Genomic DNA, 12,497 nt, shown 5'->3' with positions numbered 1-12,497 from the left:
GCTCTAATCTAGTTAACTAGCTTCACTCAAAGTGATCGCTCGTGACGGAGGCTGCCTGTGCCCGCTTCGGGAGTTAGCGCGGCGGCCCTCGCCGCCCGGCTGTCCGCCCTCGGGCTGTCCACACGAGTGGAGGAACACCCCCGGCACACGTCGGTCGAAGCGGAGGTGCCGGAAGCGCTCTCCGCCGACGCCGAGTTATGGCGGCGGGTCCTGGACGTGGTGGCTGAGGCCGACCGGTTCGGGCTCCTCGCCACCAGCTTGAACGGCCGCACCCTCTGGGCGGTCGTACGCAGAACGGTCCCCACGACGGGCGATGTCGGGGGACCGGGCCATCAGCGATAGGAGCTGACCAGCGTGCTCAACCGTATCCGCCGCGCCCTCTCCCTCACCAGGGTGCGGAACTGCTCCAAGGGCAGGCACCGCCGCCCCTTAACGCCCTGCCGGCCCTCGGGCTCTTCCCCAGCCTCTCCCACGTGCATGGGAGCGCCGTCGCTCCTCGCCCAAGGCCGGGGGCCCGTCGACGTCGCGGCTCACCGGTCCGTGCTCACGGGGGAAGACATCGCGCTCGTCCGCCCCTACGTGCTGGCATGGGAACGGCGGGTGCGCACTCGTTCGGTGGTCGTCGCCCCGCATCTGCCGACCGACGCCTGGTCGACCCACGCGGGAGCCCACTGATGCCCCCTCGCCGACAGCCGCACCTCACGGGCACCTCGTCCGCCCCCTACCGCTCGACCGCCTGCCGGATCGGCACACACCCCACCTGCGCGGAGTCCTCGCCGGCCTCGGCACCGGTCGACGTGCCGGTGATCTACGAAGCGTGCGACTGCCCGTGCCACTTGGCACCCGGCCGGTCCACGCCCGCGGAGGTGGTGCGGTGATCGACCGGACCCCCGTCGGCGCCCTGGTCGCCGACGCCGAAGTCACCGCAACCACCGTGCAACGCGGCGACATCATCCAACTCGGCGGCCGAGCCTGCCGGGTGAAAGACCTCTTCCAGCTCTCCCAGGGAGCGAAGCAACCGGTCTTCGAGTCGGGCGAGCTGCTGACCATACACACGCGTACCCGGCTCGTCGCCGTGCGGCCGCTGAGAAGGGGGTGAGCGGGTCCGTGCCTCCTCGCCACCACGACATCGCCGACGACCTCCGGCAGCAGATCACGACCGGCCGCATCCAACCCGGCGAACGCCTGCCGTCCGAAACCATCCTGGCCGATCGGTACGCGGTCAGCACGGTGACGCTGCGACGTGCCCTCTCGGCGCTCCAGGGTGAAGGTCTCGTCGAGAAGATCCACGGCAAAGGCAACTTCGTGCGCCGTCCCTTCCGCAAGATCATGTACGTCGGCGGCTGGGGCACGCTGGACCCGTGGACCGCCGCCGAGCCGGCCCTGCGCGTCACTGTCCGCAGCAGCACGGTCCCGGCTCACGCCCATCTGACGACCCTGTTGAAGGTGCCCGCCGGCAGTCCTCTCGCTGAGTTCTCCTGCCTCAGCCTCGAAGGGGAGAGCCCGCACGGCCTGGCCCACATCTACATGCCGCGCGACCTGGCGCCGGCCGGAGTGCTCGACGACGACTCCGCGTGCAGGCAGGCCTTCGCGAGATTCGCCGTCCTCGGTCCGCCGCCGGCCGCCATCCGGGAGACGGTGTGCACCCGCCCGTCGACGCCGGACGAAGCCTCGGCCCTCCGAATCGGCTCCACCTCATCCGTCCTCGCGGTCACCCGTGTCTCGACCGACTCCGCCGGCCGAGTCATGGAAGCGGCCCTTCTGGCGTTCCCCGGGGACCGAGTCGACGCGGTCTTCACCACCTTCACCACCCACCATGTGATCGATGAGAGGCAGACGCAAGCATGACGGCACCGAACGAATTGCGGCTTCTCCCGTGGTCGGGCCCGGAAGGCAAGCCCTGCTACCTGAGCACCGACGACCGGCGCGGCTACATGTCCCGCCTGGCCGACAACATCGAATCCGTTCAACTCGGCTCGGCAGCCGAGCTGCTGGAGCGAGCCTCCGAAGTGCTCGACGACCAGAACGCGGGCCCGGACGACATGCGGCGACTGGCACAGCAACTGACCGGCTCCCTGCGGGACGTCCTCCGCGTCGCGACCAGCCGCGGTGACCTCCTGGCGGTGAGCGACCCGCACAGCATCTGAACGACTGGGCGTGAGCGGTCCCCGCCCGTGATGGCCCTTCCAGACGGGGAGGGGAACCCGAACACCTGTCCGGGCTCCCTCCCCGCCGCGTTGCGCCAGCCCTGGTTGACGCGGCCGTGTACTGGTGCCGGACGCCTCCATGGGTCGGCTGCATGAACCTCGGCCGACGACAGTCAGCCACGACGGCGGGTGCGCCGACCGACCAGGCACGCGTATGCCTCGCTGCACCCCCACCGGCCTCAGCCACGTTGCCGACCGCCGACACGACCACAGGGGGTGCGGCGACCGGTCCGTCCGTCCCCCGTCGTTTCCCGCCGTTCTCTGCTCTATCAGGTGCGGTTGTGGCGCGGGCCTTTGGCCGTCCACGCCCTATCGCTGTCTATCGCTTCTGAGCCCTGTAGCGCTTCATTAGCGTGGTGATCCGTGCGTGGTCTGCCTGGCCGTTGAGCTCGGCCAAGAGGTCGTCAGGGCACAACTCGTAGAGATCGCCCCACCATCGACGTCCTTGGTTGTCCCAGAGCCGGTAGCCACCGGGCACACCCCTGGCCACGTAGCGTCGCCTGGTCATGGTCCCCCTGTTATCCGCAACGTTCGACGTCTCTGAGCGAGTCGTCCCCCGACGGCGTGACCATACGCACGCATCCACCGACTGGCGATGGAGTATCCAGCTGCCGACCCACACGCTTTCCAACTGTGGTGGTGGGGTGCTGGGCTGCGGGCGGGAGCGTTCACCTGCGTTCATGGGTGGTCGGCCGTTGCGGCGGGGGGCGGCTTCGGGCCTCGTCTGAACGACCGTGAACGGTGCTGAATGAGACGGAAAATGAGACGGACGGCGGTGCTGGAGCCGCTAGCCTCCTCGGTGTCGAGGAGGTGCCATGGCACTGGTTCGTAAGGGGTCGCGACGGATCGTCGTCGATGGGACGGTGTACCGCTGGCGGCTGCGGGGCAGGCCGACGTACGACCAGGGCTTGGCCAGGTCGCCGTGCACGTTCGCGGTCGAGCAGGCGGGCACCCCCGGGGCAACGCTCGTGGTGACGACCGACCAGCCGCATCCGAGCAACTGGTTCGGCCGCGAGGCTGAGCCGGTCCTGCCCTCAGACGTTGCCGCGGTGGTCCGGCTCGCTCTGAGCGAGGGGTGGATCCCGACGGCTCCGGGCTCCGCGTTCCACCTCGACCGGTCCGCCGGCTTCACGCCCTCGCCCTGAACGGAGCCGGGGAATGAGTCTGCATGCGTCCGCCGTTGTTCGTCACGGTCCGCCGTGGTTGTCACGCAGTTGGACACTCAGCTGCGTTAACGCGATCGATGCACTTGAACTGAGTGCCGAAGATCTCCGCTGGGCGTCGGCTTCGTGGCGTGCACAGCAGGACGCCATCCGGTACGCCCCTGAGCCCTCTGCGTATCCTCGGCTTGGCGCAGGGAGGGGCGGACATGTGGGACGGGCCGTTCTACCGGGTGCGACGCGAAGGCTACGAGATCTGTTTCGTGCCTGGCGCGGGTGAGGACCTGGCAGAGGTGGACGACGTTGACATGTGGGTGATCCTCGACGATGGCGACCGCTGGTCCGGCACTGTGTACACCCTGGATGTGGTGCGGCAGGACATGGACCGCTGGCGTGACACGGGTGAGTGCCTGGACGGCAGCTACTTCTGGGTCTGGGATGGCCTGATCGTCCGCGATCCGGGCATCCCCGCCATGGTTCGTGTCATCGACCATCTTGTGAGCACGGGCGAGTACCGTACGACGCTGCGTCACGTGGGGCCGGAAGAGGACCTGGACTGAAAAGACCCTGTCCGGGGCCAGTCCAGGGCCCTCCCACGGCAGAGTCATGCCTACTTCTTCTTGCCCTGGATCTTGCCGGGGATCTTGGTGACCTGCGTTTTCGCTGCTCAGGAGCGGTGGGCTCGTTCGCTTGGTGGTCGTTGTTGGTTGCCATTGACCACTGTCGAGCACCCTCGGACGGCCCAGAGACGGCCCAGCAATGAGGATTCGCTGCCTCCCACACCGAGCTATTGTGCCGCCGTGACTAGCGCGACGGAGCGTCCCTTCCTCTTCCCTGACGTCGATGGTCCGCTGATCCCGTTCGGGTCGTCGTCCGGTCACCCACAGGCCACAGTCGCTGACGCCTCGACGTCCGGCGGTCAGGGAAACCCACTGCTGACGCGACTCGACCCTCAGCTCGGATCGCGCCTCACCGCCCTGGGATGTCATCTCGTGTGGGCTACGACCTGGATGGAGGAAGCGAACGAGGTCGTCTCCCCACGCATCGGACTGCCGAGGCTGCCCGTGGTGGAGTGGCCGGCATCCTGCGCCGACGAGGGCCCGCGCGGCCTGCACTGGAAGACCCACCATCTCGTGGAGTGGGCCAACGGCCGACCCTTCATCTGGATCGACGACGAGATCAGCGCCATGGACCGCCTATGGGTCGACGCCAGTCATTGCGGGCCGTCATTGCTCCATCGCGTCGATCCGGCCAAGGGCCTCATGGACGCCGACTTTGCCGCGCTCACCGACTGGCTCCGTCTCGTCATACCGAGATGAACACCGCATTAGGAGTTCGATCCGGGCCCGCTCCGGCTTCGGTCGGCGACTGGGGCGACGGTCGGACAGGGACGCTGGGGTACCCCTGTGTCTGGCGTCGTTGATGTCAGCGGTGGATGTCAAACGTGAAGTTCCCCCGTCCCGCCCACATTGCCTGGGCGCGGAAGGGGCGTCTCGACGCTCGTCGTCGCCGCCGACAAACGCCTGCGCCACCAGCCGATGTAGCCGACTCGGCCATCGGGCCCTGTCCTGCCGCCCGGGGTGCTCAGCGCACCTTCGCGCCGGTGTGCCGTGGGCGGGCCGCGCCGGCAGGGCGTGCGCCGGCGAAGCGGGTGATCACGGGCCCGGCCACGGCGAGCAGGAGCACATAGGCGGCCACGAGGGCACCGAGCCGGTCATGGCGCACACCGACCAGGCCGACGATGACGATGGAGAACTCGCCGCGGGCGATGAGCGCGGTCCCGGCCCGCAGCCGTCCCCGGCGCCCCGCGCCCTCCCGTCGCGCGGCATACCAGCCGGACGCCACCTTCGTCACGGCGGTGACCAGGGCCAGAAGCAGAGCGCCGGGAAGCACCGGAACCAGCGAGCCCGGGCGGACGGACAGCCCGATGGCGAGGAAGAACACCGCGGCGAAGAGGTCCCGCAGCGGGCTCAGCACCTCCCGCGCCCGGTCCGCCGTCTTGCCCGTGAGCGACAGCCCGACGAGGAAGGCCCCGACCGCCGCGGAGACGTGGACGACCTCGGCCACAGCCGCGACGATCAGCGTCACACCCAGCACCCTCAGCAGCAGCTGCTCCGCCTCCGGGTGCGACAGCAGCCGTCCCAGGTGATGTCCCCACCAGTACGACACGGTGAGCGCGGCCAGCACCGCGCCGAGGGCCAGCAGCACTCCCAGCAGCGCCTGCCGCCACGTGCCACCGGCCGCGACGACGGCGAGCAGCGGAAGGTACGCGGCCATCGCGAAGTCCTCCAGCACCAGCACGGACAGCACCGCCGGGGTCTCCCGGTTGCCCAGTCGCCGCAGGTCACCGAGGAGCCTGGCGATGATGCCCGAGGAGGAGATGTAGGTCACACCCGCGAGGGCCAGGATCCCGCCGGCATCCAGCCCGAACAGCCATCCCGCCACCGCTCCGGGAACCGCGTTCAGCACCAGATCGACCACCGCGGAGGGCAGGTGGCGGCGCAGACTGACCGTGAACTCCCTCACGGTGAACTCAAGACCGAGCACCAGCAGCAACAGCACCACCCCGATGCCCGCCCCGGTCTCCACGAACGCACTGGCCGCCGGAACGGGGGCGATGCCTCCCTCGCCCAGCGCCAGCCCGGCCAGGAGGTAGAGCGGGATGGGCGACAGCGCGAAACGCCGCGCCAGCGCTCCGAGCAGACTCAGCACGGCCAGGATGATTCCCAGCTCCAGCAGCAGGGCGACCGAGATCGGCACCTTCTCAGCCCCGGACGATCTGTTCCACCGCGGCAATCCCGTCGTGGGTTCCGATCACCACCAACACGTCCCCGGCGCGCAGCACCTGCCCGGGCCCCGGCGAGGGGATCACCTCCTCGCCCCGCACGATCGCCACGATCGACGCACCGGTCCGCGTCCGGGCCCTGGTCTCCCCCAGCGGACGGTCGGCGAACGGCGTACCTGCGCGCACCTCGACCTGCCCGGCGCTGAGCCCGGGCACCTCCTTGGTGAGATCGGCGAACCGTTCGGCGATGCGCGGGGCGCCCAGAATCTCGGCGAGGGTGTCGGCCTCCTCTCCGGTGAGCCGGAGCACCGCCCGCGCCTCGTCCGGATCCACACCCTCGTACACCACCAGTTCGAAGTCGCCCGACCGCCGGGCCACGACACCGATGCGGTCGCCGTCATGGTTGACGAACTCGTAACGCAGCCCCACCCCGGGCAGCAGCACCTCGTTGACGTCCATCCACCCATCATCACCTCACCCCCGAGCCGTCACGCACATACACGAGGCGGGCGTCGAGGGTTTTGTCATGGGCGGAGGTCCAGTTTGTCGTGGGCTGGGCGGGTGGTTCCCGGCGTCCGGGCAGGACGCGGATCTCGGGGATCCAGCGCGTACCCCGGGCAGGACGGCATGCTCCAGTGACAGCAGGTTCGGGGCCGTTGCGTAGATCTGGAGCCGAGCCTCCAGCGACTGGCAGCGGACCTGCAATCGGCGTGTGTCCCCGGTGCGACGTGGCCGACCGCTGAAGGTGCGGTCGCGGGACGGACCGTGGGCGCGGACCGGCCAGGGAGAGGGGCCGGCAGTCGTGGCCGGTCGTGCGCCGCGGGGGCTGGAGGACGGTCACAGCACTATGCTTCGTCGTCGCCCGCCAGTGCCTGGTCCACCACCTGGCGAGGCGACGCGGCCTTCGAGCCGGAGCCCATCGGCCCCGCGGCTCTCGGCCACGCCGCCGCACGCCACCGCATCGAGATCCTCGGCCCGCCGCCGGACAGCCACACCCACGCGTAGCCGCATCGGCGCCGGTTCAGGCTGCGGGCGCTAGGAAGCAGCGCGGACGGAATCGCCCGCCGGACCGGGGCGGCTGCTTTCCAGGTGACCGGACGCCGCTGCCGATCCGCTCAAGGAGAACGATCCCGAGACGGCCTGAAAACCTTGCGCGCCACCGGTGGAGCCGATCAGGAGGCAGCCGCGTCCAGGACTCGTTCGAGTAGCCGGCTCGCGTCGTGGGCCACGGCTTGGGGAACGGTCCGGTTCCACTGGCGGGCCGTTTCCTCCACTGCTTCGGCGAAGACCTGGCGCAGGCGCCGACGGCGCAACAGGAGGCCGGCCGCGGCCACCGGACGCAGTAGGGAGCGTCCGCGCAGCGACAGGACGAGCCGCACCTCCCACCGGCCGTCGCCGTGTGGCCGGGGCGTCGCCCGCAAGGTGGCCCTGGCGAGACGGTGTCTGACACGGGCCTCGAACGGTGCGCCGGCCGGGCGCCGTCCCGTAGCCGCCTTCCACCAGGAACGCAGGTCGACGCGGGCGCCGCCGTTCGCACGCCTCAGCGACTGCCATCGGCCGTGGACCTGCACGGAGCCACTGATTTCGGTCTGGACGGGGCGGTCGACATCGCGCAGTGAGGCTTCCAGGACCACGATCACGCCCCTGCCCGCGAGCGCGTGTTCCAGGCGCAGGGCTGGGGCGCTGCCCCACTGCCGCACAGTGAGGCGTACGTGCTCCTGCTCGTCCTCCAACTCGTACACCGCGCCGGGCGACAGATGGCACCCCTCTGCCAGCCGCACATCGGGCACAGCCCGTCCGTCGGGAAGCAGTACCCGCCCGCCCTCGGCGCGGGTCTCCCGCGCCACGCCGTGCAGCACGCGGAGAGCCTGCTCGAACCAGAGTCGGGGCACGGACTCGACGACCACCGAGTGGCTGATGCGGACCATCGGTTCAGCATGGCCCGTCCGGCTCCGTGCGGGCAGAGGCCCGTGCTGCAGTTTCAGGACCAGGACATTGCCGCACACGGGCAACGTCGACGGGGCGTCCGCACCGCGTGATCCCCGGGTGCCCGAGTGTCCCGTCCCGATACCGTCCGGCTTCGTACCCGCCGGCACGCCTCTTCCGGGCGTTGCCGTCAGAGCTGCTTGGCGGGCCAGTCCAGCAGTCGGCGCCGATGACGGCGGTCTGGAGCGTGTAGCGGTGGGCCGGGTCGGCCGGGCCGGCGCCGGTGAGCTGGTGGATGCGTTCCAGGCGGTAGGTCATGGTCCGCGTGCTCCCCGTGGCCGGGGCGATGCACAGCAGCCGGCGTCCTCGGTGGTGAGCAGGACACTGCGGTTGCCGAAGCGGCCCGGCAGCGACTGCTCCACCTGCCGGGGCACCGCGCTGCCCTCGGCGTCAGCGACGGTGCCTTCGACGGCGACGGCGGCGACGGCGACGGCGTGGGTGGGGGACAGGCGCAGCCCGAAGCGTTCGGCTCGTACGACGGGCGGCCCAAGTCGCTGCGGCCGTAGGGGAGGTCGTCGATGGATCGGGAATCTCCGCGCGGTGGCCGGTCCAAGTGGCGTGATCGTGTGACCCTTTCTCCCGACGGCACACGGAACGAACCAGGAGCCGACCGTGCGGGCACGTGAGCCGGCGGTGGAGCGCGCGACCGTCTGCGTCGACACGGACGCCGTGGCGACGGCACGGCTGATGGCCGAAGAGAAGGTGCCCGCGCTCGTCGTCGACGAGGAGGGCGCGCCGACGGCGGTCCTGCCGGCCTCCCAGAGGATCAGGATCCTGGTGCCGGCGTACGTCATCGACGATCCGACGCCGGCCGCTGTGGTCGACGAGCGCCACGCCGACCGGCTGTTTTGGGTGCTCAAGGGCCGCACGGTGCGTGATTGCCTGTCGGGGAGCGTGCCGGCGCCACCGGTGGCCGAGTCCGATGCGACCGTGCCGGAGGTCGCCGCGCTGATGGCGCGGGCCCGCAGCTTGTTGGTGGCGGTGGTGGATGAGGACAGGGCCGGCAAGCGGCTGCTCGGCGTGATCACCGCCGTCCGCTTGCTGGATTGACGTCTGACCGCCGCCTCGTGAAGGTTTCGGAGGTGCCTGGGTTGCCGGATCCCGGCAATGTATGCCCCCGAGGGGTGCGGGTAACGGGCCTGTCAAAGACATATCAAGGGCAGGTAAGGTTCCTTCCGGTGTGCCGGGAAGCCTGGTCGGCGAGTTGAGGACAGTTCTCTCTTCCGATCGGGGCGTGGGCCATGGTGCTGGTGGTGGTGTTCGGCGTCGCGCTGCTGGTGGCGGTGTTGTTGTCGGGCCTTGCGGCACGGACGGTGCTGTCCACGTCCCTGCTCTTCCTGGTCGGTGGCGCGCTCGTCAGCGATGGTTTCCTCGGGCTGATCCACATCACTCCGGACAGCGGGATCGTGTCCGTGACGGCCGACCTGGCCCTGTTCGCGGTGCTGTTCACCGACGGGATGCACGTCTCGCTGCCGAAGCTGCGGGCCAACTGGAGGAACCCGGCGCGGGCCCTCGGCCTGGGCATGCCCCTCGCGTTCGTCTTCATGGCGCTGGTCACCCACTTCCTGGTGGGCCTGGACTGGACGACGTCGTTCCTGGTGGGCGCGGTGCTGGCGCCGACCGACCCGGTGTTCGCGTCGGCGATCGTGGGCCGCAGCGAGGTCCCGGCCAAGCTGCGTCAGCTGCTGAACGTCGAAAGCGGCATCAATGACGGACTCGCGCTGCCCGTTGTGATGATCCTCATTGCCGCAGCCGGTCCGATGGCCGCCGACCCGGAGGCGTCTCCCGGGGTGATCGCGGTGGAACTGATGCTCGGCCTGCTCTTGGGTGTCGCGCTGCCCTTGGCCGTCAACGGGTTGGTGCGCTTCCGGCTGCTGGGCGCGGAGCCCAAACTGCAGCCGCTGCTGCCGCTGGCGACCGGTATCATCCTGTACGCGACCTGTCACCTCACGCACGCCAACCCGTACCTGGCGGCGTTCTCGGCGGGCGCGGCCCTCGCGCACGTCTCCCCGGAGGCGCAGACGTCCTTCGAGCCGCTGGGTGAGGCGCTGGCGGAACTGGCGAAGTTCGCGGCGCTGCTGGTGTTCGGCGCGCTGCTGACCCCGCAGCTGTTCGGCGACCTGTCGCTCGGCGGGTACGCGGCGGTGATCCTGGCGATCTTCCTGATCCGTCCGGCCTCGCTGCTGCTGTCGCTGATCGGCACGCGCCTCTCCCAGCGGGAGAAGCTCGTGGCGGCCTGGTTCGGCCCGAAGGGCTTCGCGTCGGTGGTGTACGGGCTGCTGGTGCTGCGGGCCGGCATTCCGCAGGCCGAGGAGGCGTTCACCCTGATCGCCGTCTGCATCGCCTTCTCTATCGTCGCCCACAGCTCCACGGACGTGCCGATCGCCCGCGCCTTCGATGTGGAGGACCTGGCGGGCATCCCGGACGGACGCGACGACGCGGACGTCTCCCCGACCGCGGCCCCGTCGGCCCACGCAAAGACCGGAGGAACGTGAACGACTGGCACAGCTGGGCTGCGATCGTCGTCTTCGTCGGCGCCTACGCCCTGATCATCAGCGAGAAGATCCACCGCGTCGCCGTTGCCCTCGGCGGCGCGGGCCTGATGCTGGCGATCGGGGCGACCGACGACGTCTCGGCGTTCTACTCCGAGGACTCGGGCATCGACTGGAACGTCATCTTCCTGCTGATGGGCATGATGGTGATCGTCGGCGTGCTGAAGCGGACCGGCATGTTCGAGTACCTGGCGATCTGGTCGGTGAAGCGGGCCCAGGGCAGGCCGTTCCGGGTGATGGCCATGCTGGTGGTCATCACGGCCGTGGCCTCCGCGCTGCTGGACAACGTCACCACGGTCCTGCTGATCGTCCCGGTCACCCTGCTGGTCTGCGAACGCCTCGCGCTGCCCGCAGCCCCGTTCCTCATCGCCGAGGTCATGGCCTCGAACATCGGCGGCACCGCGACCCTGGTCGGCGACCCGCCCAACATCATCATCTCCAGCCGGGCCGGCCTCGCCTTCAACGACTTCCTCATCCACCTCGCCCCGCTCGCCACCGTGCTGGTGGCCGTGCTCCTCCTGCTCTGCCGGGTGATGTTCCGCAGGTCCTTCGTCTACGACGAAGACCGAGCCGCCGAGATCATGGCCCTGGAGGAGCGCGAGGCGATCAAGGACCCGAGGCTGCTCGTCCAGGGACTCATCGTCCTGGCCGCGGTCGTGGCCGGCTTCGTCCTCCATCCGGTCCTTCACTACCAGCCCAGCGTCGTGGCCCTGCTCGGCGCGGGGCTCCTCGTCGCCGTGTCGGCCGTCGAGACGCAGGAGGTCCTGGCCGAGGTGGAGTGGCCCACACTCGCCTTCTTCGCCGGTCTGTTCGTCATGATCGGCGGCCTGATCGACACCGGCGTCGTCAGCGAGGTCTCCCGGCGGCTGGCGGACGCCATCGGCGGCAACGAGCTGGGCGGCTCGCTCACCCTGCTCGGGGGGTCGGCGGTGCTGTCGGGCATCGTCGACAACATCCCGTACGTCGCCACCATGGCCCCCATCACCAGCGACCTGGTGCGCGGCATGGGCGGGGCGAGCGACCACGTCCTGTGGTGGGCGCTCGCGCTGGGCGCCGACCTGGGCGGCAACGCCACCGCGATCGGCGCCTCCGCGAACGTCGTGGTCCTCGGGATAGCCGAACGCAACCGGCAGCCCATCTCCTTCTGGCAGTTCACCAAGTACGGCCTCGTCGTGACCGGCGTGACCGTGGCCATCTCCCTGGTCTACGTGTGGCTGCGCTACTTCGCGTTCTCGTGACCGCCGGGTGCTGCCGTGACGGCCACTCCGACGCCGCCCGGCCCCCTCCGGCCCGACGCCGTCGAGGTCCGTGGCACCGGACGTCAGCCAACGCGGCGTTTGGCCCTCGGCGGAGCCGTCACAGGGCACTTCGGCGAGGACGACCATGTCGATGCCGACCGTGACAGCGGGAGGCGAGGACACCCGACCGCCTTTGCACCGCGGGGCCGTGCGGCGGTCCACCACCACACGCACCGGCCATGAACCATGGTGACCTGCCGGTACACCGAGGAGCAGGCCCGTACGACCTGCACCGGCGCCCGTCCCGGCGCCTGCACGAGCACATCCGGCGTCGGGGAGCCACGACGCACGGCGGGCGCGACCCCCGGCTCCCGCAACGAGCCAGACCGACCCGACAGGAGCCCTGGCACCCATGATCCGGTGGACCGGCCTCGTCCTCTTCTTCCTCACCCTGCTCCCCGCCGGCGTCGCCTTTCTCATTGGCCGCCCACCGCGGCGGCCGCATGCTCGTCCGGCCCCGATGCGCCCCTGCGGCGCATCGGTCTTGCCCGCCGTCAGCTCTGCGGCGC

The 12,497-nt window shown here is 70.1% G+C and carries 16 protein-coding genes and 1 pseudogene; 12 read left to right on the top strand and 5 right to left on the bottom strand.

All coding sequences use genetic code 11. The features are described from left to right. Window positions 1-57 precede the first annotated feature (57 nt). From ACFSL4_RS24625 to ACFSL4_RS24600, 6 genes are all read left to right on the top strand, one after another. Window positions 58-342, top strand: coding sequence for a hypothetical protein (locus ACFSL4_RS24625; protein WP_381086948.1), 285 nt, complete (start codon window positions 58-60; stop codon window positions 340-342). Between the two features lie 135 nt (window positions 343-477). After that, complete coding sequence (locus ACFSL4_RS24620) at window positions 478-675, top strand: hypothetical protein (RefSeq protein WP_381086945.1); 198 nt, start codon at window positions 478-480, stop codon at window positions 673-675. After that, on the top strand, window positions 675-878 hold the full coding sequence (locus tag ACFSL4_RS24615; protein WP_381086942.1) for a hypothetical protein: 204 nt from the start codon (window positions 675-677) through the stop codon (window positions 876-878). The genes ACFSL4_RS24620 and ACFSL4_RS24615 overlap by 1 nt, the downstream gene beginning before the upstream one ends. Then, complete coding sequence (locus tag ACFSL4_RS24610) at window positions 875-1,099, top strand: hypothetical protein (RefSeq protein WP_381086939.1); 225 nt, start codon at window positions 875-877, stop codon at window positions 1,097-1,099. The genes ACFSL4_RS24615 and ACFSL4_RS24610 overlap by 4 nt, the downstream gene beginning before the upstream one ends. A gap of 8 nt (window positions 1,100-1,107) precedes the next feature. Then, window positions 1,108-1,848, top strand: coding sequence for a GntR family transcriptional regulator (locus ACFSL4_RS24605; RefSeq protein WP_381086936.1), 741 nt, complete (start codon window positions 1,108-1,110; stop codon window positions 1,846-1,848). After that, the gene (locus tag ACFSL4_RS24600) at window positions 1,845-2,147 is read left to right on the top strand and encodes a hypothetical protein (RefSeq protein ID WP_381086933.1); all 303 of its coding nucleotides are present in this window, start codon (window positions 1,845-1,847) and stop codon (window positions 2,145-2,147) included. Before ACFSL4_RS24605 ends, ACFSL4_RS24600 begins: the two co-directional genes overlap by 4 nt. 379 nt (window positions 2,148-2,526) lie before the next feature. Here ACFSL4_RS24600 and ACFSL4_RS24595 read toward each other — a convergent pair whose 3' ends face one another. Beyond that, the gene (locus ACFSL4_RS24595) at window positions 2,527-2,715 is read right to left on the bottom strand and encodes a hypothetical protein (protein ID WP_381086930.1); all 189 of its coding nucleotides are present in this window, start codon (window positions 2,713-2,715) and stop codon (window positions 2,527-2,529) included. Window positions 2,716-3,022: 307 nt separating this feature from the next. On the opposite strand from ACFSL4_RS24595, the gene ACFSL4_RS24590 reads away from it, so the two are divergent. From ACFSL4_RS24590 to ACFSL4_RS24580, 3 genes are all read left to right on the top strand, one after another. Next, window positions 3,023-3,352, top strand: a complete 330-nt coding sequence (locus ACFSL4_RS24590) for a hypothetical protein (RefSeq protein ID WP_381086927.1) — start codon at window positions 3,023-3,025, stop codon at window positions 3,350-3,352. A gap of 224 nt (window positions 3,353-3,576) precedes the next feature. Further along, entirely contained in the window at window positions 3,577-3,927 is a 351-nt protein-coding gene (locus ACFSL4_RS24585; RefSeq protein ID WP_381086924.1) for a hypothetical protein, read from the top strand. Window positions 3,928-4,167: 240 nt separating this feature from the next. Next, window positions 4,168-4,686 (top strand): HAD domain-containing protein, encoded by a 519-nt coding sequence (locus ACFSL4_RS24580; RefSeq protein WP_381086922.1) that lies wholly within the window; start codon window positions 4,168-4,170, stop codon window positions 4,684-4,686. Between the two features lie 265 nt (window positions 4,687-4,951). Here the strand turns inward: ACFSL4_RS24580 and ACFSL4_RS24575 are convergent, their stop codons facing one another. The 4 genes and pseudogenes from ACFSL4_RS24575 to ACFSL4_RS24560 all read right to left on the bottom strand — a co-directional run. Next, a complete protein-coding gene (locus ACFSL4_RS24575; protein ID WP_381086919.1) occupies window positions 4,952-6,127 on the bottom strand; it encodes a cation:proton antiporter in 1,176 nt (391 codons plus the stop codon). Between the two features lie 4 nt (window positions 6,128-6,131). Then, window positions 6,132-6,611, bottom strand: a complete 480-nt coding sequence (locus tag ACFSL4_RS24570) for a cation:proton antiporter regulatory subunit (RefSeq protein ID WP_381086917.1) — start codon at window positions 6,609-6,611, stop codon at window positions 6,132-6,134. Between the two features lie 713 nt (window positions 6,612-7,324). After that, complete coding sequence (locus ACFSL4_RS24565) at window positions 7,325-8,080, bottom strand: hypothetical protein (RefSeq protein WP_381086914.1); 756 nt, start codon at window positions 8,078-8,080, stop codon at window positions 7,325-7,327. A gap of 188 nt (window positions 8,081-8,268) precedes the next feature. Beyond that, window positions 8,269-8,658: pseudogene (locus tag ACFSL4_RS24560) on the bottom strand (helix-turn-helix domain-containing protein); the annotation flags it as partial. A gap of 92 nt (window positions 8,659-8,750) precedes the next feature. Between ACFSL4_RS24560 and ACFSL4_RS24555 the strand changes: the two are divergent. From ACFSL4_RS24555 to ACFSL4_RS24545, 3 genes are all read left to right on the top strand, one after another. Next, entirely contained in the window at window positions 8,751-9,188 is a 438-nt protein-coding gene (locus ACFSL4_RS24555; RefSeq protein ID WP_381086911.1) for a CBS domain-containing protein, read from the top strand. 191 nt (window positions 9,189-9,379) lie between these two features. Then, window positions 9,380-10,633, top strand: coding sequence for a cation:proton antiporter (locus ACFSL4_RS24550; protein ID WP_381086908.1), 1,254 nt, complete (start codon window positions 9,380-9,382; stop codon window positions 10,631-10,633). Then, on the top strand, window positions 10,630-11,928 hold the full coding sequence (locus tag ACFSL4_RS24545; protein ID WP_381086905.1) for an ArsB/NhaD family transporter: 1,299 nt from the start codon (window positions 10,630-10,632) through the stop codon (window positions 11,926-11,928). The genes ACFSL4_RS24550 and ACFSL4_RS24545 overlap by 4 nt, the downstream gene beginning before the upstream one ends. The last annotated feature ends 569 nt before the right edge of the window (window positions 11,929-12,497 follow it).

The organism is Streptomyces caeni (genome assembly GCF_042678285.1).
In the GTDB taxonomy this organism is placed as follows: Bacteria; Actinomycetota; Actinomycetes; order Streptomycetales; family Streptomycetaceae; genus Streptomyces; species Streptomyces caeni.
This window is presented reverse-complemented; position numbering and strand designations above follow the sequence as displayed.

Coding starts and splice junctions, on each gene's coding strand:
- ACFSL4_RS24620 (WP_381086945.1), top strand. CDS start 478: ATGGGAGCGCCGTCGCTCCTCGCCCAAGGCCGGGGGCCCGTCGACGTC.
- ACFSL4_RS24615 (WP_381086942.1), top strand. CDS start 675: ATGCCCCCTCGCCGACAGCCGCACCTCACGGGCACCTCGTCCGCCCCC.
- ACFSL4_RS24600 (WP_381086933.1), top strand. CDS start 1,845: ATGACGGCACCGAACGAATTGCGGCTTCTCCCGTGGTCGGGCCCGGAA.
- ACFSL4_RS24595 (WP_381086930.1), bottom strand. CDS start 2,715: ATGACCAGGCGACGCTACGTGGCCAGGGGTGTGCCCGGTGGCTACCGG.
- ACFSL4_RS24590 (WP_381086927.1), top strand. CDS start 3,023: ATGGCACTGGTTCGTAAGGGGTCGCGACGGATCGTCGTCGATGGGACG.
- ACFSL4_RS24585 (WP_381086924.1), top strand. CDS start 3,577: ATGTGGGACGGGCCGTTCTACCGGGTGCGACGCGAAGGCTACGAGATC.
- ACFSL4_RS24570 (WP_381086917.1), bottom strand. CDS start 6,611: ATGGACGTCAACGAGGTGCTGCTGCCCGGGGTGGGGCTGCGTTACGAG.
- ACFSL4_RS24565 (WP_381086914.1), bottom strand. CDS start 8,080: ATGGTCCGCATCAGCCACTCGGTGGTCGTCGAGTCCGTGCCCCGACTC.
- ACFSL4_RS24550 (WP_381086908.1), top strand. CDS start 9,380: ATGGTGCTGGTGGTGGTGTTCGGCGTCGCGCTGCTGGTGGCGGTGTTG.